The sequence below is a fragment of the Kribbella sp. C-35 genome (genome assembly GCF_046549195.1).
GTDB lineage: Bacteria > Actinomycetota > Actinomycetes > Propionibacteriales > Kribbellaceae > Kribbella.
The window spans coordinates 1,608,033-1,629,644 of the sequence record NZ_JAJPWG010000001.1 but is presented as its reverse complement, the minus strand read 5'-3'; the positions used below and the strand labels follow the sequence as shown (position 1 = coordinate 1,629,644).

Annotated in this window: 19 protein-coding genes and 1 riboswitch; of the genes, 10 read left to right on the top strand and 9 right to left on the bottom strand. The window is 69.7% G+C overall.

Annotated features, from left to right (window positions below):
* Nucleotides 1–42 precede the first annotated feature (42 nt).
* Nucleotides 43–543, top strand: coding sequence for a VOC family protein (locus ACLJOO_RS08230; RefSeq protein WP_410786243.1), 501 nt, complete (start codon nt 43–45; stop codon nt 541–543).
* Here ACLJOO_RS08230 and ACLJOO_RS08225 read toward each other — a convergent pair.
* Genes ACLJOO_RS08225 through ACLJOO_RS08215 form a run of 3 tightly spaced genes read right to left on the bottom strand, consistent with a single transcriptional unit; the run spans nt 533 to nt 2,726 of the window.
* A complete protein-coding gene (locus ACLJOO_RS08225) occupies nt 533–1,372 on the bottom strand; it encodes a biotin-dependent carboxyltransferase family protein (RefSeq protein WP_410786242.1) in 840 nt (279 codons plus the stop codon). The genes ACLJOO_RS08230 and ACLJOO_RS08225 overlap by 11 nt on opposite strands.
* Nucleotides 1,369–1,974, bottom strand: coding sequence for a 5-oxoprolinase subunit B family protein (locus ACLJOO_RS08220; protein WP_410786241.1), 606 nt, complete (start codon nt 1,972–1,974; stop codon nt 1,369–1,371). The genes ACLJOO_RS08225 and ACLJOO_RS08220 overlap by 4 nt, the downstream gene beginning before the upstream one ends.
* Complete coding sequence (locus ACLJOO_RS08215) at nt 1,974–2,726, bottom strand: LamB/YcsF family protein (protein ID WP_410786240.1); 753 nt, start codon at nt 2,724–2,726, stop codon at nt 1,974–1,976. Before ACLJOO_RS08215 ends, ACLJOO_RS08220 begins: the two co-directional genes overlap by 1 nt.
* Nucleotides 2,727–2,816: 90 nt before the next feature.
* Between ACLJOO_RS08215 and ACLJOO_RS08210 the strand changes: the two genes are divergently transcribed.
* The 3 genes from ACLJOO_RS08210 (at nt 2,817) to ACLJOO_RS08200 (ending at nt 5,482) form a co-directional block, all read left to right on the top strand.
* Nucleotides 2,817–3,599, top strand: a complete 783-nt coding sequence (locus tag ACLJOO_RS08210; RefSeq protein WP_410786238.1) for a GntR family transcriptional regulator — start codon at nt 2,817–2,819, stop codon at nt 3,597–3,599.
* Between the two features lie 43 nt (nt 3,600–3,642).
* A complete protein-coding gene (locus ACLJOO_RS08205; RefSeq protein WP_410786237.1) occupies nt 3,643–5,073 on the top strand; it encodes an aminopeptidase P family protein in 1,431 nt (476 codons plus the stop codon).
* Between the two features lie 181 nt (nt 5,074–5,254).
* Nucleotides 5,255–5,482 carry a hypothetical protein gene (locus tag ACLJOO_RS08200; protein WP_410786235.1) on the top strand — a complete coding sequence of 76 codons (228 nt, stop codon included), beginning with the start codon at nt 5,255–5,257 and terminating at the stop codon, nt 5,480–5,482.
* A 4-nt stretch (nt 5,483–5,486) separates the two neighbouring features.
* Here the strand turns inward: ACLJOO_RS08200 and ACLJOO_RS08195 are convergent, their stop codons facing one another.
* A complete protein-coding gene (locus tag ACLJOO_RS08195) occupies nt 5,487–6,905 on the bottom strand; it encodes an alpha/beta fold hydrolase (RefSeq protein ID WP_410786234.1) in 1,419 nt (472 codons plus the stop codon).
* A 98-nt stretch (nt 6,906–7,003) separates the two neighbouring features.
* Here ACLJOO_RS08195 and ACLJOO_RS08190 point away from each other — a divergent pair, with 98 nt between their 5' ends.
* The 3 genes from ACLJOO_RS08190 to ACLJOO_RS08180 all read left to right on the top strand — a co-directional run bounded on the left by ACLJOO_RS08190 (nt 7,004) and on the right by ACLJOO_RS08180 (nt 9,896).
* Entirely contained in the window at nt 7,004–7,336 is a 333-nt protein-coding gene (locus tag ACLJOO_RS08190; RefSeq protein ID WP_410786232.1) for a DUF3817 domain-containing protein, read from the top strand.
* A 123-nt stretch (nt 7,337–7,459) separates the two neighbouring features.
* Nucleotides 7,460–7,564: riboswitch (glycine riboswitch) on the top strand.
* 79 nt (nt 7,565–7,643) lie between these two features.
* Nucleotides 7,644–9,017, top strand: a complete 1,374-nt coding sequence (locus ACLJOO_RS08185) for an L-serine ammonia-lyase (RefSeq protein WP_410786231.1) — start codon at nt 7,644–7,646, stop codon at nt 9,015–9,017.
* A 48-nt stretch (nt 9,018–9,065) separates the two neighbouring features.
* Nucleotides 9,066–9,896, top strand: coding sequence for a helix-turn-helix transcriptional regulator (locus ACLJOO_RS08180; RefSeq protein ID WP_410786230.1), 831 nt, complete (start codon nt 9,066–9,068; stop codon nt 9,894–9,896).
* Here ACLJOO_RS08180 and ACLJOO_RS08175 read toward each other — a convergent pair.
* Nucleotides 9,889–10,569 (bottom strand): alpha/beta fold hydrolase, encoded by a 681-nt coding sequence (locus tag ACLJOO_RS08175; RefSeq protein WP_410786229.1) that lies wholly within the window; start codon nt 10,567–10,569, stop codon nt 9,889–9,891. The two genes, ACLJOO_RS08180 and ACLJOO_RS08175, sit on opposite strands and share 8 nt — an antisense overlap.
* Nucleotides 10,570–10,757: 188 nt before the next feature.
* On the opposite strand from ACLJOO_RS08175, the gene ACLJOO_RS08170 reads away from it, so the two are divergent.
* On the top strand, nt 10,758–11,396 hold the full coding sequence (locus ACLJOO_RS08170; RefSeq protein ID WP_410786228.1) for a hypothetical protein: 639 nt from the start codon (nt 10,758–10,760) through the stop codon (nt 11,394–11,396).
* Here the strand turns inward: ACLJOO_RS08170 and ACLJOO_RS08165 are convergent.
* On the bottom strand, nt 11,393–12,184 hold the full coding sequence (locus ACLJOO_RS08165) for a hypothetical protein (protein WP_410786227.1): 792 nt from the start codon (nt 12,182–12,184) through the stop codon (nt 11,393–11,395). The two genes, ACLJOO_RS08170 and ACLJOO_RS08165, sit on opposite strands and share 4 nt — an antisense overlap.
* A gap of 176 nt (nt 12,185–12,360) precedes the next feature.
* Entirely contained in the window at nt 12,361–15,717 is a 3,357-nt protein-coding gene (gene lysX, locus ACLJOO_RS08160; RefSeq protein ID WP_410786226.1) for a bifunctional lysylphosphatidylglycerol synthetase/lysine--tRNA ligase LysX, read from the bottom strand.
* Nucleotides 15,718–15,826: 109 nt separating this feature from the next.
* Between lysX and ACLJOO_RS08155 the strand changes: the two genes are divergently transcribed.
* Both ACLJOO_RS08155 and ACLJOO_RS08150 read left to right on the top strand, forming a co-directional pair.
* Nucleotides 15,827–16,501: a DUF998 domain-containing protein gene (locus ACLJOO_RS08155; protein WP_410786225.1), complete on the top strand. Its 675-nt coding sequence runs from the start codon at nt 15,827–15,829 to the stop codon at nt 16,499–16,501.
* Complete coding sequence (locus ACLJOO_RS08150) at nt 16,498–17,250, top strand: alpha/beta fold hydrolase (protein WP_410786224.1); 753 nt, start codon at nt 16,498–16,500, stop codon at nt 17,248–17,250. Before ACLJOO_RS08155 ends, ACLJOO_RS08150 begins: the two co-directional genes overlap by 4 nt.
* Here ACLJOO_RS08150 and ACLJOO_RS08145 read toward each other — a convergent pair.
* Both ACLJOO_RS08145 and ACLJOO_RS08140 read right to left on the bottom strand, forming a co-directional pair.
* Complete coding sequence (locus ACLJOO_RS08145; protein ID WP_327638295.1) at nt 17,243–18,472, bottom strand: ROK family transcriptional regulator; 1,230 nt, start codon at nt 18,470–18,472, stop codon at nt 17,243–17,245. The two genes, ACLJOO_RS08150 and ACLJOO_RS08145, sit on opposite strands and share 8 nt — an antisense overlap.
* A gap of 104 nt (nt 18,473–18,576) precedes the next feature.
* A complete protein-coding gene (locus tag ACLJOO_RS08140; protein ID WP_410786223.1) occupies nt 18,577–21,501 on the bottom strand; it encodes an ATP-binding protein in 2,925 nt (974 codons plus the stop codon).
* Nucleotides 21,502–21,612: the final 111 nt, after the last annotated feature.

The following is a 21,612-nucleotide window of genomic DNA, read 5'->3' as shown; positions in this document are numbered from 1 at the left end:
AAGAGGACAGAACCTGTCCGCTACCTCGTTCAGACTGGATGCATGACAACACAGCAGATCCCAGGCGGTAAGTCGACCATCACGCCGTACGTCGTGGTGAAGGGCGCCGGCAAGTTCCTTGAGTTCGTGGAGCAGACGTTCGAGGTCACGACGAGCGGACGGTTCCCGAATCAGGACGGCACAATCGGCCACGCCGAGATCACCGTCGGCGCCTCGGTCCTGATGACGTTCGACGCGGCACCGGACTGGCCGGACACCCCGAGCTTCCTGAGCGTGTACGTCGACGACGTCGAGCGGACCTTCCAGCGGGCGATCGACGCCGGCGCGACCGTCGTGACCGACCTGATGTCCTCCGGGATCACCGGCGACCGCGGCGGCCGGGTGAGGGACCCGCTGGGCAACATCTGGTGGCTGCAGACCCACGTCGAAGACGTCGACCCGAGCACCATCCCGGCCCTGTTCGGCGACCCCGAAGAGGCCGCCAAGATGCGCCACGCCCAAGACACCTTCGCCGACGAGATGCGCAGGCGCACTACGAACTGAGCAGGCGCACCGGCTGGCCGGGGCGGACCTGGGCGCACGCGTCCAGGTCCGTCGAGGCGACGTACGCGATGACCGGGTAGCCGCCGGTCACGGGATGATCGGCCAGGAAGATGACTGGCGTGCCGGAGGGTGGGATCTGGATTGCGCCGCGGGCCATGCCTTCGCTGGCGAGTTCGCCGGTGCGGGCGCGTTCGAGGGGTTCCCCGTCGAGCCGTACGCCGACGCGGTTGCTGTTGCTGCTCACCGCATAGACCTGCGACACGAGCGACGCCCATCCCGCATCGGTGAACCAGTCGCGTCGGGGCCCCGGCGTAACCCGCAGTACGACCGTCCCGTCGGCAGGATGCGCGACGGGAGCCAGGTCCACGCCGGGCATCGGTTCGACCGACGACCCGACCGGCAGCGTCTGATTCGCGAAGAGTGGCGCCGGTCCGAGGCCGGACAGCAAGTCAGTGGAGCGGGAGCCGAGGACCAGGGGTACGTCGATCCCGCCGCGGACAGCGACGTACGTCCGTAGCCCGCCCGCCGGCGCGCCAAGACGCAGTACCTGACCCGCGCGCAGCATGGTCGGCGCGTTGAGCGGTACGCCGGTGCACGGCGCTCCCGTGATCGCGACGACGAGATCGGTGTCGGCGTGCACCACCAGGCCGCCGTACGTCACCTCGATCGCGGCCGCACCGAGGGGATTGCCGACCAGCCGATTCGCCAGCAAGTAGGACGCTTGATCGCACGCGCCCGACGCAGGTACGCCGAGCGCGGCCTGGCCGGATCGTCCGCGGTCCTGGATCGTTGCCAAAGGCCCCGGTTCGAGAACGGTCAGGCTGCTCATCCACGACCCGCGTCGACGAACCGGACCCGGCGCCCGGGGTGGAACAGCGCGGCGGGGTCCCGGGAGGAGTCGAAGATCCGCACCGGCGTACGGCCGATCAACTGCCACCCGCCCGGCGACTCACGGGGATACACACCGCTGAATTCTCCCGCCAGCGCGACCGCGCCGGTCGGCACCTTCGTCCGCGGCGACTCGCGCCGCGGGATGTCCCACGAGCCGGCGGACGTCAGGTACCCGAACCCGGGCGCGAAACCGCAGAACGCGACCGTCCACTCGTCCCCGGTATGACGGGCGACCACCTCGGCCGCCGTACACCCGAGCAGCTCCGCCACGTCCGACAGGTCCTCGCCGTCGTAGACAACCGGGATCTCGATCAGGTCTGCTGCCGTCCGCGCCCCGGCGATCGGGGTGACCGCGCGCAGCGCTCGGGACAGTACGTCGAGACTTCCCGACGTCGTGACCAGCACGGTCCGCGCGGCCGGTACGACGTCCACGACATCCGCCGGCGGATCCGCGGTCAGCGCGGTGTAGTACCCGAGCACCTCGTCGAGATCGTCGAGCTCGACCAGCAACGCCCGATCACCCGAGGGGAGAAGACGCATCAGCCGGTGAACGGGCGCAAGGTCACGCCCGCTCCCTCCACCGCGCCACGCACCCGGCGGGCGATCTCCACGGCTCCCGGAGTATCACCGTGCACACAGATCGATGCTGCGTCGACCACCAGCGAGCCGCCCTCGATGTCGCGGATCGGCTGCCCGGTCGCCATCGCCGTACACCGCAAGGCGATCTCGTCCGCGTCGTGCAACACCGCACCGGGCGAGCGCCGGGACACCAACGTGCCGGCAGGCGTGTACGCGCGGTCCGCAAAGGCCTCATGCACTGCGGTCAGACCGGCCTCGGCCGCGAGCCGGAGCCACTCCGAGCCAGGAAGCCCCAGCACGGGAAGGGTCTTGTCGTACTCCGCGACGGCCGCGACTACCGCGCCCGCCTGCTCCACATCACGGCCGATCGTGTTGTACAGCGCCCCGTGCGGCTTCACGTACCTGACCCGATCGCCCGCGATCCGCGCGAACGCGTCCAGCGCGCCGATCTGGTACACGATCTCGTCGCGCAGCGCGGCCGGCTCGATGTCCACGAACCGGCGCCCGAAGCCGGCCTTGTCGGCGTACCCGACATGTGCACCGATCGCGACACCGCGCTCGACCGCCTCGGCCGTCACCCGGCGCATGATCGAGGGGTCGCCGGCGTGGAAGCCGCAGGCCACGTTCGCGCTGGTCACGACGTCGAGCAGCGCCGAGTCGTCACCCATCGACCAGGAGCCGAATCCTTCACCCATGTCCGCGTTGAGGTCCATCTGCCACCTCCTGGCCCGAGCGTAGGGATTGTTGAACAATCCTGCAAGAGGCTTGTTCCACTTTTCCTGCCCAGCTGAGATGATGCCGCCATGAGCACGGGTGGGGCCGAGGACGCCGAGGACACAGCAGCGGACACTGCGCCGGACACCGGCAGGCAGGCCTGGTTGCGGACCGTCGCCGCCGACGTCGCGCGACTGGACCGGAGCAGTTCGGCCGAGCGCGCCGCGGACATCCTGCGCCGCAGTATTACCGAGGGCGCGTTGCCGCCCGGCGCCCAGCTCTCCGAGGTCGAGCTGACCGAGGTCCTGGAGGTCAGCCGGAACACGCTGCGCGAGGCCTTCCGGCTGCTGACCCATGAGGGCCTCCTCGTCTACAAGCTGCACCGTGGTGTCTTCGTGCCGGAGCTCGACGAGCACGACGTGATCGACCTGTACCGGCTGCGGCGCGTCCTCGAGGTGGACGTCGTCCGCGGCCTGGCGGAGCGTGATCCGGAGCTTCCTTCCGGCCGGCTGGAGCCCCTGCACGACGATGTCGAAGCTGCCGAGGCGGCTGCCAGCGCAGACCGCTGGCCGGCTGTCGGTACGGCGAACATGCGCTTCCACCAGCACCTGATCGGGCTCGCCGACAGCGCGCGAATGGACGCGATGACCGGCCGGCTGCTCGCGGAGCTGCGGCTCCTTTTCCATGTGATCGCGACCCCGCGCGAGCTGCACGAGCCGTACATCGCGCGGAACCGCGGGCTGTTCGAACTGCTCGAGGCCCGCAAGTACGAGCAGGCCGCCGCCGACCTGCACCAGTACCTGCTCGACTCCGAACAGGGCATCCTCGCCGCGTTCCGGGATAAGGGCTTGCGCGGCCAGGCGACAACCTGAGTTGATGAACTGACAACGTCAGCTGCAAAGGGGAGCTCAGCTCATGACCGATGACGACCGGACCGACCAGACGCCGAAGTCCTACCGCCCTATCGACGCCAAGGGATTCCGGGAGTTCATCTCGCGTGGCTGGGGGCCGGTCGACCGGTCGGTGTCGGTGCCGGAGGGGCTCGCGGAAGCCGCCGCGGAGCACCGGCGCAAGCTCGCCGCCGCGCTGCCGGGCCGCCGGATCGCGCTCGCGGCCGGTCGTGCGCCGGTCCGGTCGAACGACACCGACTACCAGTTCCGCGCCGACAGCGACTTCGTCTGGCTGACCGGTTGCCAGGCCGAGGGTTCGGTCCTGGTCATCTCGGCGGACGGCGATGCGACGCTCTACCTCCGCGAGACCGCCGGGCCGGACGAGGCGGACTTCTTCTCGAACGCCCGCGACGGTGAGCTGTGGATCGGCCCGGTGCCCGGGCTGAAGGACTGGTCGGACGCGCTGCAGATCGCCTGCCGCCCGATCGAGGAGCTGCCGGCGGCGGTCCGCGGCGCGGTCCCGTTCATGCTGTCGGTGCCCGGTGTCGAGCCGATGCTGGACGCCTTGGTACGGACGTCCCCCACCGACGGCAACGCACTGCGGCAGACGCTCGCCGAGCTGCGCCGGATCAAGGACGACTGGGAGCTCGACCAGCTGCGGGAAGCGGTCGCGGCCAGCGTGCTCGCGTTCGGCGATGTGGCGCGGGAGCTGCCGGAGGCGATCCGCGGCGGCGGTGAGCGCTGGCTGCAGGGCACCTTCGACCGGCGCGCGCGGACCGCGGGCAACGGCGTCGGGTACGCGTCGATCGTTGCTGCTGGCAACCACGCGCCGGTGCTGCACTGGGTCCGCAACGACGGCGCCGTGAACGAGGGCGACGTGATCCTGCTCGACGCCGGCGTCGAGACCCGCACGCTCTACACCGCCGACGTGACCCGTACCTTCCCGGCCAGCGGCGAGTACACCGCGGCGCAGCGGCAGGTGCACGACCTGGTGCACAAGGCACAGCTCGCTTCGCTGGACGCGGTCAAGGTGGGAGCGCCGTACCGGGCCTTCCAGTACGAAGCGCTGCGGGTGCTGGCCGAGGGGCTGCGGGACTGGGGCGTGCTCGACGTCTCGCTCGACGAGCTGCTCGGCCCGGACGGGCAGCAGCACCGCCGGTACATCGTGTGCGGGACCGGTCACTACATCGGCCTCGACGTGCACGACTGCGACGCGTCCCGGCCGGAGGCGTACTTCGCCGGCACCATCGAGGCCGGTATGGCGCTCGCGGTCGAGCCGGGGCTGTACTTCCACCCGAACGACGAGACCGTTCCGCCGGAGCTGCGCGGTATCGGCATCCGGATCGAGGACAACGTCGTCGTCCACCAGGACCGGCTGGAGATCCTCACCGAGGACCTCCCGATCACCACCGACGGCCTGGAGCAGTGGACCCGCTCCCACCTCGACGCTAAGTAATCAAAATTACCCGTCACAAGCAGTAACGTTCGTCGCTGCCCGACGATGTACAGGGCGGGGGGAGGGTCGACTCGGCCCGGCGCGTGGCAAGTGGGGGGCCGCGTATCACGCGCCCGGCCGAGTCGGCCTCGAACTGGGGCCAGGGGGGACCCAGGATCCCTGGGTACGGGGAGTAGTCAGCATGAACCTACGAGTGCGAGTCATGAACTGCGGCAGCAGGCACTGGTACGCCGACATCGACGACGCCGACGATCCGCAACCGGACGACCCGTTCTGGTTCGTCGACAACTGCCGGACCCAGGCACAGGCGCTGGAGAGCGCCTGCTCCGAGCTCCGGCTGATGGCGGGCCGGCTGGTCCGCGGCGATCACCTCGACCGCGTTCTCGAAGTGACCGGCGTACCGGTCTGACCCGTCACCCGGCGGGCAGTACGGCGGCACAGCTGCTGCCGCGCTCCGGTACGTCCCGCGCGATCAGGTAGTCGTCGATCGTGCTCTGCATGCACGGGCTCTTTCCGTAGCTCCCGTGTCCCCAGCCTTCGTACGTCAGCAGTACGCCGTACCGTCCGAGCTGACGCTCCACGCTCTGCGCCCAGCTGTAGCCGGTGGCCGGGTCGTGGATCGCGTTGGCGAGCAGTACGGGCGTCTTGAGCCCACGGACCTTCAGCTGGTGCTGCGGGTTGTTCGCGGGCGGTGAGCCGAGACAGATGGACACAGCCATCAGCTGACCGGGGTAGCGCAGGTCCTGGTTGTTCCGGGCGAGCCGCTGGAGATGTCCGGCGTACTCGCGGTAGCTGCGGACCGGCAGGTTCCAGTCCTGACAGAACACCGCCAGCGGGTACTGCGCGACTCCGGTCTGCACGGGCTTGGTCGGAGTACCGCCTGCCTTCAGCATGTCGGCGAGCACGGACCACTGCGGTCCGTAGAGCAGCCGGAACACAGTGAAGCTCAGCGTGAACAGGTCCGGCGACTTCGCCAGCAGGTCCGCCCAGAGCGCCTGGATGTCGCGACCGTGCAGTGCGCAGGTCGTTGTGGCGTCGCACCACTTCACGAACTCGTCGAACGAGTCCTGGCCCGCGGCCGCCTGGTCGTCGAGGAAATCACGTGTCGTCGGCGAGCTGTGGTCGCTCACGCTCTCCAGCACCATCGCGCGGACCCTATGCGGGTACGTCTCGGCGTACTGCGCTCCGAGCAGCGTCCCGTACGAGCTGCCGTGGAAGGAGATCGTGGACTCGCCGAGAGCTCGCCGTACGGCGTCGACGTCGCGCACCGTCTGCCAGGTGTCGATGTGGTCGTACAACGGCCCGGTGTGCTCGCGGCAGTCCGTGGCGAGCTGCCGGTTGTAGGTGATCGTGGCGGTGAACTCCGCCGCGCTCTTGATGATCGGCGACGGCTGCTTGTTGAGCAGCTCCGCCGAGCAGCGCACCGGGTTGCTGCGCGCCACACCACGCGGGTCGAAGCTGACGATGTCGAAGCGGTCCTGCAGGTCGGTGCTGAACCGGTCGATCCCGGTCTTGATCCGGTCGACGCCCGAGTCGCCTGGACCGCCCGGGCCGAACACCAGGACGCCGACACGTTCGCTCGGGACCTTCGCCGTACGGCGGGCGATCGCGAGGTCGAACGGGGGACCGCCGGGGTCGCGCCAATCGACCGGCAACCGGAGCGTCGCGCACTGCGAGCCGAGAACCTCGGCCGGGTCGTCCTTGCCCTCGGGCTTGCAGTCGGTCCACTGCACGCGGCTCGTGGTGGCTGTTGCTGTGGGCAGCGTGGACAGCCCGGCGGCCGCGACGCCGAGCAGTACAGCGCCGGTGACGGCGCGCTGGGTGAACGTCATGCCGCCGATCCTTCGGCAATCGCTTGCTACCGGCATCAGGGAGCCGCCCTCGTGCGACCCCGAGCGCGGCTTGGGGGACTTGTTAGGGTCGGGCCTTGATGAGTACCAAACATGCGGCGTGGTTCCGGACGGTGGCGATCGCCGAGGCGATCTCGTGGACCGGACTGCTGATCGGGATGCTGTTCAAATACGTGCTGTCGGACAACGAGATCGGGGTGAAGATCTTCGGGCCGATCCACGGCGGCATCTTCATCGCGTACGTGATCACCGTGCTGGTGGTGCGCGGCCCGTTGCGGTGGCCGTGGCCGGTGACGTTGGCCGCGCTGGCGGCCAGCATTCCCCCGCTGTTCACCTGGTTCTTCGAGATCTGGGCGGTCCGGACGGGCCGGATTGACGCCGCCCAGCAGACCCCCGTACCGTCCACAACGTGAGGTTGTGTCTCTCGACCCCACGCCTACTGCGCGGCACTCGGCGCGCACCGAGGCACTCCGCCGAGCACCTGCTCGCTACGGCGTGGGGTCGAGAGACACAACCTGGTCAATTCAACAGCCGCATGAACCCGTGCGGGAGAGACCCGGGCCGGAACGTTTCCGCAGGCCGGGCGCCGTAGGAGCAACTCTCCCCAAGAATCTCTCAGGCACCTTCACCGCACGGGCGAGGCACCTCTGGAAGGCATCCGCCTGACAGAGCGGGGAGGACACCAAACGGTCAACGGCGACCGGAAGGAACCTCCACACGATGGCGATCAGCGTCTTCGACCTGTTCAGTATCGGGATCGGCCCGTCGAGCTCCCACACCGTGGGACCGATGCGCGCGGCCCGCACTTTCGCACGCGGGCTCGCGGACGACGGCCTGCTGGCCGCGACGACGACCGTCGAGGCCCAGCTCTTCGGCTCGCTCGGTGCCACCGGGCACGGGCACGGCAGTAACAAGGCCGTCCTGCTGGGCCTCGAGGGGGCCGACCCGGAAACGGTTGCCACGCACTCGGTCGACGCCCGCGTCGAGACGATCCGCGAACGCGGCCGGATCCTGCTGGCCGGCACCCACGAGATCACGTTCGACGAGAACACCGACCTGCTCATGCACCGCCGCAAGGCGCTCCCGTACCACCCGAACGGGATGATCTTCGTCGCCCACGACGCGAATAACGCAGTACTGCGGGAGCGCACCTACTACTCGGTCGGCGGTGGATTCGTCGTCGACGAGACCGCCGCCGCGGGTGACCGGATCGTGCCGGACACCACCCCGCTGAAGTACCCGTTCACCACCGGCGCGGAGCTGCTCGACCGGTGCCGTGAGTCGCAGCTCTCGATCAGCGAGGTGATGCTCGCGAACGAGCTCGCCTGGCGGACCGAGGAGGAGGTCAAGGACGGGCTGCTGCACATCTGGCAGGTGATGCAGGACTGCGTCCGCGAGGGCTGCGAGACCGAAGGCATCCTGCCCGGCGGCCTCAAGGTGCCGCGGCGGGCGCACGCCCTGCACAAGAAGCTCACCCAGGACCCGTGGTCGGTCGATCCGCTCAAGGTGATGGACTGGGTGAACCTGTTCGCGCTCGCGGTCAACGAGCAGAACGCGTCCGGCGGCCGGATCGTCACCGCCCCGACGAACGGTGCCGCCGGCATCATTCCCGCCGTACTGCACTACTACCGGCGCTTCGTGCCCGGGGCGACCGACGACGGCGTGGTCCGGTTCCTGCTGGCCGCCGGCGCGATCGGCGTGCTCTACAAGGAGAACGCGTCGATCTCCGGCGCCGAGGTCGGCTGCCAGGGCGAGGTCGGGTCGGCCTGCTCGATGGCCGCCGCCGGGCTCTGCGAGGTGCTCGGCGGTACGCCGGAACAGGTCGAGAACGCCGCCGAGATCGCGATGGAGCACAACCTCGGCCTGACCTGCGACCCGGTCGGCGGACTGGTGCAGATCCCGTGTATCGAGCGGAACGCGATGGCGTCGGTGAAGGCGATCAACGCGACCCGGATGGCGATGCACGGCGACGGCGTCCACGTGGTCACCCTCGACAAGGTCATCAAGACCATGCGCGAGACCGGCGCCGACATGAAGGTCAAGTACAAGGAGACGTCCCGCGGCGGCCTGGCCGTCAACGTCATCGAATGCTAGTAACGGCAGTACCAGGCTGATTCGTGTTCCGCCCGGGATACTGGGGAGATGGGCGAGCTCGGACGGACGTTGCACGCGTGGCGTGATCGCGTCACGCCCTCGGAGGTCGGCCTGCCGGCCGGTGGGAAGCGGCGGGCTCCCGGGCTGCGGCGCGAGGAGCTGGCGCATCTCGCCGGGCTGTCGGTCGACTACATCGTCCGGCTCGAGCAGGGCCGGTCGGACTCGCCGTCGGCCCAGGTCCTGACCGCGCTGGCCCGCGCGCTCCGGTTGTCCGATGCCGAGCGCAACCATCTGTTCGTGCTCGCCGGCGAGGTCGAGCCGTCGCCCGGGCGAATGTCGGCGTACATCCCGCCCGGCGTGCAAAGGATCGTCGACCAGCTGGAGGGCGCGCCGCTGTGCGTCACCGACGCCGCCTGGACGATGATCACCTGGAACCCGATGTTCGCCGCCCTGATCGGCGACCCGTCGGAGTGGCCGGGGCGCCGGCGGAACATCCTCTACAAGCATTTCGTGGAGCCGGGCGATCGCGTCGTCATGACGCCGGAGCAGCAACAGAACTTCCGGAACGCGATGGTCACCGATCTGCGCGCGTCCCTCGCCCGGTACCCGCACGACCCGGACCTCAAGGCGTTGATCGAGGAGCTCCGGGCCGGGCACGACGACTTCGCGCACCTGTGGTCCCAGCGGGTCGTCGGCTTCCATCAGTCCGAGCGGAAGACGATCCGGCACCCGGACGTCGGCACCTTCGACATCGACTGCGACGTGCTCGCGGTCCCGGGCAGCGACCTGCGCATGGTCGTCTACACCGCCGCCCCGAACACCGAGGCCGCCGAGAAGCTCCGGCTGTTGTCGGTGATCGGCTTGCAGGCTCTCACGTGAGCAGCGCCGCGACCGCCGCAGGGTCCTCGACCTGGGCGTTGTGCCCGAGGCCAGGCAGCGTGACGGCCTGGTGGTGCAGGGCGTGCAGCTCGACGTCGGTGTTCATCGGATCCCGCTCGCCGCGCGCCAGCACGACGTCGGCCTGACTCGCCGCGATCAGCGCGGGCATGTCCGGTGCGCCGACGCCGAACGTCCCGGGGTCCATGGCAAGGCGCCAGTGGCCGTCCTGCTCGAGCAGGCCGTGGTCGACGACGGCGTCGGCCGGGTCGACGAGTCCCTGGAGGCCGGAGACCTTGAGGAACCTCGCGGCTGCTTCGTCGCGGGTGCCGAACCAGGCGGCAGGCTTCTGGGCCAGCGCGTTCGCTCGACCCAGATCGTCCGCGGTCCAGCTCACCTTGACTCCGAGCGCGACGACCCGGCTCACGGTGACGTCGTACCGGCCGCTGGCCAGTTCGAGGGCGATCACGCCGCCCAGCGAATGGCCGAGTACGACGAGGTTCCGGCGTACCGCGAGATCTGCTGCGACGGCCGCGGCCATGGCAGCGAAGGTGTACGCCGGGAGCGGGGCGGCCGAGCCGTGGCCGGGGAGATCCGGAGCGTCGTTGGCGTCCGGCCAGGTGTCCCAGACGCGGCCGTTGGCTCCGAGACCGTGGAGCAGCACCAGATTCGCCATGAGAGCAGGCTGGCAGAGGAAGGCGGATGCTGCCGTGCCGGTCGGCGCGTTGTCAGCTAACGCACTGCATTCCTACGGTCGCGTAAGCGGCATAGAATTCCCGGAACATTTCTGTTTGGCGTGGAATTTCTTCCAAGGGCTGTTTGAAACGACTCATCTACCGATACCCTGCGGGACTTGTGAATCCGATGTCTGCCACGGCTTCCCGCCGCCCGCCCTGGCAGAACCCGCGGCGTCGCCGCCAGGCTGCCGCCACTGTCGGCATCCTGTTGCTCGGCTACCTCGTGCTGGTCGTCGTCGCCCTTCTCGGCGGCCCGCGGATCGGCGCCGGGTTCCTGCCGCTGCCCGGCGGCGGACCGGAGCCGGCCACGCCGATCGCCGGCCCGCAGCCCGGCGAGCCGACGCAGAACGTCGCCGTACTCCCGCCGCAGACCACCACCCCGACGCCGGCCGCGACACCCGGCGTGCTTCCCACCGCCGTAGTGACGCCGTTGCCGACAGCAACCAAGCCGGGCGAGACGCAGCCCCCGGTCGGTGTCACCACGACGCCGTACCCGACGATCGTCCCGGGGACGCCGACGCCGCAGATCGTCGAGACCACCGGACCCACGGTCCCGCCCGCGACCAAGCGACCCCCGACCGTGCCTCCCACGAACCCCACCACCGCGCCGACGAGCCGCCCCACCAGCTCGACCACCCCGACCGCGCCGCCCACCAGCACCACCCCGAGCACCCCGCCGACGACGCCCAATGATCCCGACGACCCGGACCAGCCCGGAGGCCTCGGCGGCATCCTCGGCCACCTGCTCGACAAACTGGGGCTCTAGTACGCCTCGACCTCGGTGGTGTCGGCGTTGCCGCCTGGGCGGGGTTGGAGGTTGACCTGCCAGGACTGGTTCTTGCCGAACGTCTGGTCGAACTTCTTGAACGAGCAGTCCGAACGGAACTTGTGCCGGTCCGCGTCCCAGTCCGCGCCGCTCTTGAAGTAGAGGCGGTACGCGCCGCCGATCCGGTTCACGGTCGTGGATTGGGTTGCCCGGAGATACACCATCACCTGTGGAGTGCCGGGTGGCTTGCCGTCGCTGACGATCGAGATCGCGACGTCCTTCGTCGTACCGTTGGTGATCTTGAGCCGCCCCATCCCCTCCGGATCACGCCGTACGAGGACCTCGCCGTTGTCGGGCTGGACCTGCTTCGGCGCGGGCCCGGGATCGGGAAGCGTCCGGCCGAACGTCAGCTTGAGCTGCTGCTGCAGCACCAGCGCGGGGCCGAGGTCGGTACGCAACTGCCGTTGCACCTGCTGAGAGGTGTACGCCGTCCCACCGCAGCGCGCGTCCTCCTCGGTCTTCTCCGCCGAGCTCGTCAGCCGCGTCGCCGCCACCCCGATGCGCTCCTGCAGCAGCGCGTGTACGCCGGTCAGCCGGGACGTCACCGTCAGCGCGGACAGCCGGACCGCGACCGTGTTGAGCGACTCCGCGAGCGTGCTCACCGCTTCGCTCAGACCCTCGGCCGTCCGGACCCGGGTCAGCGCGCGCGTCGGACCGGCCAGCACCTGATCGATCCGGCTCAGCTCGGCCTGATACGCCGTCGTACCCAACGGCCCCGCGACCGGCACCGATGCTGTCGGCGCCGGCGCGGCACTATTCGAAGAAGTCGCGACAGGACTCGGCGCAGGCTCCGGCTCCCCACCGCAACCTGCCACCAGACCCACCCCAGCACAGAGCGCAACCCAGCACTTCATCCCCACCCCAACCCCCAGGTCCCCAACCCGTGAGGGTCAAGGGTAAAGCATCAGTCGCGTGGTGCGGGACGGACGAAGGGGAAGGCCAGTGTGCTGCGGATGTTCTGGCCCGTGAGCATCATCATGACCCGGTCGACGCCGATGCCCAGGCCGCCGGTCGGAGGCATCGCGTACTCGAGCGCCGACAGGAAGTCCTCGTCCAGCGACATCGCCTCGGGGTCGCCGGCGGCGGCCTTCAGGGACTGTTCGGTGAGCCGGCGACGCTGCTCGATCGGGTCGACGAGCTCGGAGTACGCCGTACCGATCTCGGCCCCGAACGCGACCAGGTCCCAGCGCTCGGCGAGCCGCGGATTCGTGCGGTGGTTGCGGGTCAGCGGGGACGTCTCGAGCGGGAAGTCGGTGTAGAACGTCGGCACCGTGGTGTTCGGTTCGACGAGCTCGTCGTACAGCTCCAGGACGAGTTCGCCGGCCGACATCTCGAACGTCGTATGGACGCCGTGCTCCGCGCACAACGCCCGGAGCTGGTCGACGGGAGTCTCCGAGTCGATCGCCGTACCGGCGGCCTGGCCGACCGCGTCGTGGACCGTGACGACCGGCCACTCGCCCGAGATGTCGATCTCCTCGCCGTCACGCCGTACGACGGGCTTGCCGTACACCGCGGTGGCGGCCTCGATCAGCAGCTCCCGGGTGAGTTCGCGCATCACGTGGTAGTCGGCGTACGGCTGGTAGGCCTCGACCGACGTGAACTCCGGGTTGTGGGTCGCGTCGGCGCCCTCGTTGCGGAAGTTCCGGTTCAGCTCGAAGACCTTGCCCATCCCGCCGACGCTCAGCCGCTTCAGGAACAGCTCCGGCGCGATCCGCAGGAACAGCTCGGTGTCGTAGGCGTTGATGTGCGTGACGAACGGTCGCGCGTTCGCACCGCCGTGCACCGCCTGCAGCATCGGCGTCTCGACCTCGATGAACCCACGCGTCTCGAAACCGTTGCGCAGGGCCCGGACCGCGGCACTGCGCTGCTGCATCATCCGCAGCGAGTCCGGGTTCATCACCAGGTCGAGGTGCCGCTGCCGGACGCGCGCCTCGGGGTCGGTGAAACCCTTCCGCTTGTCGGGCAGCGGGTGCAGGCACTTCGCCGCCATCACCCACGACGTCGCGGCGATCGACAGCTCACCCCGGCGGCTCGTGACAACCTCGCCGGTGACGCTCACGTGGTCGCCGATGTCCACAAGTCGCTGCCACTGCTCCAGCTGTACGTCGCCGCAGGAATCGGCCGTCAGCATCACCTGCAACTGCGTGAGCCCGTCCTGCAACTGCGCGAACGCCAGACCGCCGTGGCCCCGCATCCGCAGCACCCGGCCGGTCACGGACGCCGTGTGCCCGGTGTGATGGTCCGGCGGCAGATTCGGGTACAGCTCCCGGACCCGTTCCAGCGTCTCCGTCCGCGGCACCTCGACCGGATACGGATCGATGCCAGCAGCAACGAGCTCGGCCAGCTTCGTACGCCGGATCTGCTCCTGCTCGGTGAGCTTCCGCGTCGGCAACGCCGGCCGCAGCAACTCCACTTCCTGCTCGTTGACGGCGGTGGCGAACGCGCGGCCGTCCGCGGCCATGATCGCGTGCCGCTCCGCCGTTTCGACACTGTCGACGCGGGTCCACGGCCGCGGCGCAGGCAGGAAGCCTTCCGCCGTACCGGCCGCCAGCACCACCTGCGCGAGCGACGCGCCGCGCGAGTAGCACATCAACCGCGGCGACCAGCGCGGCAAGTACTTCTCGTTCGACTGGTACAGACTCTCCAGCTGCCAGAAGCGCGATCCCGCGGTCAGCAACGCGTTCGTGAGCCGCAGTACCGGTCCCGCGCCGACCCGCTCCGCGTCGCTGAAGATCTCCCGGAACATCGCGAAGTTCAGCGAGATCCGGTGGACGCCGAGATCGCCGCAGGCGTCGATCAGCGAGGTCACCATGAACTCCATCAAGCCGTTCACGGACTCCGGATCGCGTCGCATCAGGTCCAGCGACACACCCCGGACACCCCACGGGGCGAACGACAGCAGCCCGCGGACGACGCCGTCGGCGTCCCGCGCGATCACCATCACACAGCGCGCGTCGGCCGGATCGCCGAGCCGCCCGAGCGCCATCGAGAACCCGCGCTCGGTCCGGGCCCCGCGCCATTTCTCCGCAAGGTGGACGTACTGCGCCAACGTCTCCGGGGACAGGTCTCCGTGCCGCACGACCTCGGCGTGGTACCCGGCCCGCTGTACGCGCGTCACGGCCTGCCGCACCGGTCGCATCGTGCGGCCTTCGAGGGTGAAGTCCGCGACGTCGATGATCGCCTCGTCGCCCATCGACAGCGCGCGCAGGCCGGCGTCGACGTACGCCTGTGCCGCCTCCTCGCTGGCCGACAGGACTGCCGGCGACCAGCCGTACCGGCGGGCTTCGGCGAGCCAGCGCTGGATCGCGGCCGGCCAGGCGACCGGGTCGCCGAGCGGATCGCCACTGGCCAGGCTGACGCCGTTCACCACCCGGTAGGCGATCGCGGCGTCGTTGCCCGGTGCGAACACGACGGCCTTGTCCCGGCGGGTGGCGAAGTACCCGAGGGAGTCCCGCTCGCCGTGCAGCAGGAGCAGGCGCCGTACCTCGAGTTCCTCGGGCTGAGTCAGGTACCGGACCCGTTGGACCGAGCGGAGGAAGATCCAGAACGCCAGTACCAGCGAGGCGGCCGAGATCGCGCCGACGGTCAGGCCGATCCAGCCGTGGCCCTCGTGCCCGCCCATCTTGCTGCGTGACTGGCCGAGCGCGGCGATCACGGCCCAGCCGATCTTCTGCCGTTGCCCGCTGAGCGTGCGCGGGAAGATCTGGGTGAGCGTGACGCTGACCGCGATCGAGATCAGCATGCCGAACACCAGCGCGCCGACCGCGAGCCGGCGGCTACCGGGTGCGAGCCGGGCCGGGAAGGCGCCGCGGATCTTCCACAGCAGGATGACGATCGCAGCCACCACGACCGCCTGGACGATGCCCCACTCCAGGTCCTCGACGCTCGCCGGCCCGAAGTCGCGGAGCAGGTCCGCGTCCGTCGGGTTGGCCAGCCGGACGCTGGTGAACGCGATCCCGGCGACCTGGGCGAGGAACCAGAGCGCTTCGAAGACCCACAGCACCCAGAGCAGCGCGGCGCGCTTGCCGCGCAGCAGCGCGCTGCCGACCACCGCGAGGTAGACGGCGGAGAAGATCGTGTGCCCGGCCGGGATGCCGACGAAGTCGAACGCCAGGTCGACGTGTTTGACGAACCTCGGCGCGCCCACGTGCAGCGGAATGGCGATGAAGGACCACACCGAGGCGAGCACGACAACGCGGCCCACCCAGACCGCGGCCCGGTGCTGCCACACCGGGATCACTGCTGCTTGTTCCGACCGCACCAGCCGATCATCCCATTAGTTCGCTGCGACTTCGGTCGACCTAGCACTACCTCGACAGTACAGCTGACGCCACAGTCAATACTTTGGTTGACATGCGACGGTGTTGGGTATGGCCGCCGTCCCGTACCGCCTCATCCGCAACCTGATGCTTGCCGCAGGCGTGCTCTACTGCAGCCTGCTGCTCGAGGCGGCGGCAGGCTATCCGTTGGACGTCCAGAACTCGTTCCTGAGCGAGCTGGGGGCGCGGGACCAGTCCACGAGTCTCTACGCGCGTGGGATGGACTTGGCCACGGGCGTGTTGCTGCTGGTCGCCGTACTGCTGGCCAGGCCCGCAGCGCGGGCGCAGCGGGAGCTGACCGGTCTGCTGATCAGTACGGCGGTGTTCGGCCTCGGCACGTTGTTCGACTCGTTCTCACCGATGGACTGCGCACCGTCGGCCAGTGCGGCGTGCCGCGCGGCAGAGGCGAACGGACAGGTCGGAGTGGCGCTGGTGCTCCATGAGGTGACCTCGACCCTCGCAGGTCTCGGCAGCATCGCCATGGGCGTCTTCGCGGTCCTCGTACTCCGCAAGAACGGCTGGGGCGGTCCCTGGGGCAAGGCGGTCGCCGTACTGGCCGGAGCGGTCGCACTGACGCAGACGTGGCTCGGTCTACAGACCGGGAGCGACGTCCTCACCGGCAACGAACTGGACGCCCCAGGCATCCTGCAACGCGTCTCGATCGCGCTCGTCTGCTTAATGCTGGGGACAGTGTTACCAGCTCTGAGGCACGCTTTATCCCAATGAGCGTGACGTGGATCGTGGTGCCTGGGCTGGCTGAGACTCCGGAGGAGTTCAGCCGGCTTGTCGAGTTGCTCCCGGGCGAGGATGTTCGCGTCATCGATCCGTGGTGTACGCCGATCACGTCGGACGTCGACGTGTTGCGGGCGGCTGTCGGCGTACGGCCCGATGCGGAGATCGGACTGATCGGGCACTCGATCGGTGGACTCGCCGCCCTGCGCTGGGCGTTGACGCGGCCGCTCGAGGTCACCCGGTTGGTGCTGGTCGACAGCAGCCTCACGTCGGAGACGGGGTTGCGTGCGTTCTACCCCGGGAAGCGTGGCGACCGGGTGGTTCGCGCAGTGGCGCGGTTCCTCGGACGGGTCGGCGTACCGCAGCTGTTCGGACCTGCGGTACGACGGTTGATCGTGCGGCTCGGTAGCACGTCGAACCACGACCTGTTGTCGAAAGCAACGGCCAAGGCGCGGTACGGCGGGGACCGGTCGTGGCTGCTGTTCTGGGACGAGCTCGCGGGCAGCTGGGAGCTGGCCGCAGAGGTGGCCAAGCTCGTCGCCGGTCCGGTCGGCGCAATCGCTCCGACGTCTCTCCTGGTAGCGACCGGCGGTACGTCGCGCTTCACCGCCAACAGCTGGCTGGCCGGCCAGCAACGCCTGGCTGACGCGCTGGGCGGAACGGTCGAGGTCCTGTCCGACTCCGCTCACCTGGTCCACCTCGACCGCCCCGACGCCATCGCCGCGGCCGTTCTGGCTAGGTAGTGCTGGTCATCGCCGGAGTCGGCAGCTTGCGTTGCCAGACCTCGTCGAGGGCCATGCGCATGGCGCCGGTGACCACGGCGTCCTCAGCCAGGGCGGAGAGCTCCAGCTTCGGGTGGTTGAGCGTCAGTAGGCGCAACTGGTCCGAGATGGCGTCCAGCAGTACGGCGCCGGCGCGAGCGACACCGCCACCGATGACCACCGCAGTCGGGTCCAGCACGAGCACGGACGGAGCCAGTGCCCGTGCGAACGTCCGGGCGACCTGCTGTACGACGGCCTGCGCCACCGGGTCCCGCTCTGCCGCAGCGGCGAACACGTCCGCGGTGTCCAGCTGCTCACCACCCAGCTCGGCCAGCCGCGACTGCGGGTTGTCCAACGCGGCCTGACGACCCAGCGCCGCGATCGCCTCCGAACCGACCGCACGCTCCAAGGGGCCGCGGCTGTCCTCCGGGTTGATCACGTCGTCCGTGTCAGTGGCGATGAAGCCGATCTCACCGGCGGCCCCGGTGCCACGGTGCAACCGGCCGTCGATGACGATGCCCGCACCGAGCCGCTCACCCCACTGGACGGCGAGTAGCGTGCCGGTCCCACCGCGTGCGGCGGCGATGGCCAGCGCGGCCAGGTTGGCGTCGTTGTCCAGCATGACCGGGCAGTCGAGCAGACCGCGGACGTGCTTGATCAGGTCGATCGCCGACCAGCCCGGCACACTCGGGACCAGCTGGACCCGGCCGGTGTGCTCGTCGACGATGCCCGGGCTCGCGGCGACCACGGCGGCGATGTCCTCGGCCGGCACCTCGGCCTCGGCCAGGGCCTCGTTGATGACCTCACCGATGACGCCGAGCAGCTCCTGCGCGGTCCATCCGGGTCCGGAGCGACGTACCAGCGACAGCTTGCGGCCGGCCAGGTCCGAGACGCCGACGGTGACCCGGTGCGGGCCGACGTCGAGTCCGAGTACCGGCGCGGCGCGGCCACGCAGCGAGACGCGGATGGCCGGGCGACCGAGCGAGCGGTCCGCCGAGTCGGGGCCGTGCTGCTGCAGCCAGCCGGCGTCGAGCAGCTCGTCGACGGCCTGGGCGACCGTCGGCCTGGCCAGACCGGTGCGCTCGACCAGCTCGGCGACGCGCAACGGTGCGGGCGCGGAGCGGCGAACCGCGTCCAGGACCGCGGCTACGTTGATCCGCCGCAGCATCGTCGTACCGCCGCCGCCGACCGTTCCCTTGCTCATGTCCGACCCCTTGCCTGCCACCCGCACAGTATAGATAGCGAGCGTTCGTAAATACTGTCCATTGACCACACCGATTGGCGGATATCGGTGCGTGAGTCGACAACCTAGTCCTGAAGTACGGTCCGGGCGAAACTGCTCAGCGCCTCCCGGTCCGGTTGCTGCGTCTTGGTCATCAGGCTGGCCACATGCTTCTCGACGGTTCGCGGCGAGATGTGCAGCCGGGAGGCGATCGACTTGTTCCCGATCCGGTCCACCAGCAGCCGGCAGACCTCGTACTCGCGGGTGGTGATGCCCATCTGCCTGAGGTACGCCGGAACCTGTTCCGAACCGCTCCGCCGTTGTGACACTGTCGCACCGAGCTGCCGCATCAGGCTGCGACACGCACTCGCCACTGCCTGGATGTCGGCGTTGTGGAAGTAGTCCTCGGCGCGCCGCAACCACGCGACCGGTTCACCCCACCCGTCCGCGTGGGCGGGCTCAGCGACCAGACGCAGACCGAGGTGGTGCGCCATCGGGTACAGCGACGCGGTCTCCGTCGCCTCCAGCAGCTTGGCGTTGGCCTGTTCGACCTGCCCGTCCCGTCCGAGCAGTACGGCGTGCGCCAGCTGGACGAACTGCTTGTTCCAGCGCATGCCACTCGCGGCGGTCGCGGTGACCACCTCGAAGTGCGCCCAGCCGTTCCGCCCGGACAGTACGCCGAGCAGCAGGCCCAGCCCGTTCTTGCCCGTCAGGTGCAGGGTGGTCGGGTTCTGAGCGTCGTACGCGAGCGCCTGCGCCAGATCGGAGTCGGCCAGCTCGCGGTTCTCCTCCAGCAACGCGCAGAACGCCCGCGCCAGCCCGTAGGAGTACGGCAGCTCGTACGACGCCCGCTCGCCACCCCAGTTCGCGACCTCGCTCAGGGTCGCCTCCATCGCGGCCCGGCGGCCCTGGTGCGCCTCCAGGATCGCCTTGATCACCAGGAAGTAGGTCGCCGCCCGGCCCATCCGCAGCCGCCGGGTGACCTCGAGACACTCGGCGATGATCTCGGCGGCCCGCGCGTACTCGGACCGCAGGACCGCCTGCTGGCCGAGGATGCCGTCCACCTCGTACATCAACGGGATCGCGCCGATCCGCAGCGCCTGCTGGCGGGCCCGCTCGAGCTCGACGGTGCTGCCGTTCGCGAGCACGATGGTGCCTGCCTGGAAGAAGTGCGAGCCGACCCGCTGGTACGTCATCCCGTGGTCCTCGGCGATCTGCCGGGCCCGATGGAAGTAGTCGATCGACCGGTCCAGGTCGTGCTCGCGAGCCAGGATCCCCAGCAGTTGCAGGGCTTCGCAGGCCACCTCGGGCAGCTCTGCGCGTTCGGCCGCCGCGGCCGCGCGGGTGGCCAGCTCGGTCGCGGCCTTGAGACGGCCGGGGCTGGTGCGGCCCAGCTCGAGGTTCGCCGCGATCGCGTCGACCGGGGCGAGGTCGGCGTCCCCGGCATCGCTGCCGAGCAGGGACCGGGCGGTCGCGACGTGGGCCAGCGCGGCCGACCAGCGACCGGCCATCATCTCGGCGTTCGCGAGCTGGACGTGCAGCGCGGCCACCTTGCGGCTGTCGAGGTTGCGGTCCGCCAGCTCGTCGACGGTCGCGGCGTGCGCGGCGATGTGCTCGAAGCGGCCGGTCGCGCTCAGCGCGAGCAGCAGCGCACCGAGGACGTCGGCCCGGTGGCCGATGTCGGGATCGGTACCGAGCAGGGTGTTCGCGCGCTCGAGCAGGTTGGCCGCCGACCCGGTCGAGCCGTCGTCGAACGACCGGCGCCCGGCCAGTGCGAACAACCGCCCGGCGCGAATGCTGTCGCCACCGGATTCGGCCAGCTCGGCGACCATCGGGCACCACTCGCCCGGCAGACCGGGATGCAGTTCCTCGACCGCGTCCGCGCAGCGACTGGCCAAGGTCGATCGTTCGGTCGGCGTCAGGCCGGCGAGCAGCGATTCGGCGGTCAGCGGATGCCGGAACGCGTACCAGTCCGGGGCCGGCTCGTCCGGACCCACCAGCTGCGCGGCGAGGCCGGCCCGAAGCGTTGCCAGCAGCAACCGTTCGTCCGTTCCGGTCGCCTTGCGTACGACGCTCAGCGGGAACCGGTGCCCGATCACCGCCGCCAGCACGAGAATGTCCCGCGACTGCGACCCGAGCTGCGCCGTACGGCTGCTGATACTGCGCACCACCGCGGGCGGGACGTTCGTCTGCAGGTCGTCGACCACCTGCACGCTGCCGTCCGGCCCGGACACCAACTGCCCGCTGCGGTTTGCCTCCTGCAGCAGTTCCTCGACGATGAAAGGGATTCCGGCGCTGTCGCTCCACAACTGGTCCGCCAGCTGTTCGGGCACGCCGCTGACCGAAACCTCCAGACAGCCCGCAGCGAGCTCCGCCACTTCGCGCCGGCCCAGCGGGTGCAGCTCGGTCAGCTCGGCGGCACCGCGCTGTGCCGACAACTGTGCCAGTTCGTACGCCGCGCAGGTCTCGGACCGCAGCGTCGCGACCAGCGCGATCGGTTGCTCGTCCAGATTGTCGAGCAGGTACTCGATCACGGCCAGTGTTTCCGGGTCGGAGCCGTGCAGGTCCTCGAGAACCAGCAGGCAACCGTGGTCCCGGGCCACCAGAGCCAGTAGCCGCAGCACTGCCTCACCGAGTACGACCGGTGACGCAGCGGTGTCGTGTGCGCTGCCGTCGTCCCAGTCCGGCACCAGCCGTCCGAGAACCTGCCGGTACGGGCCGAGGCTCTCCGTCGTGGGCATCTCACCGCGCCGGATCAACGAGAGCAGCGCCTCGGTGAACGGGCGGAACGCAACCATGGTCCCGATCGCGCCGACGCGTCCGCGCAGCATCGTCATACCGGCGTCGAGGGCCTGGGCGGTGGCGGTCGCGGCCAGTCGGCTCTTGCCGATGCCAGGCTCGCCGACGAGGAAGATCGCACCGCCGCGACCGTCGCGGGCTCCGGCCAGCAGGCGGTGAAGGCTCTCGATCTCCAGGTCTCTGCCGACCACCGTAGGCGAACGGGTCTGCATGGTTGCCAACTGTAACGACTGATGGTTGTCACCGCAGGCAGTTCGACCGGTGGCCGGCCACTGACGGGCGGCCGGCCACTACGTCAAACGCTCGCTGGTGTCGTCCAGCAG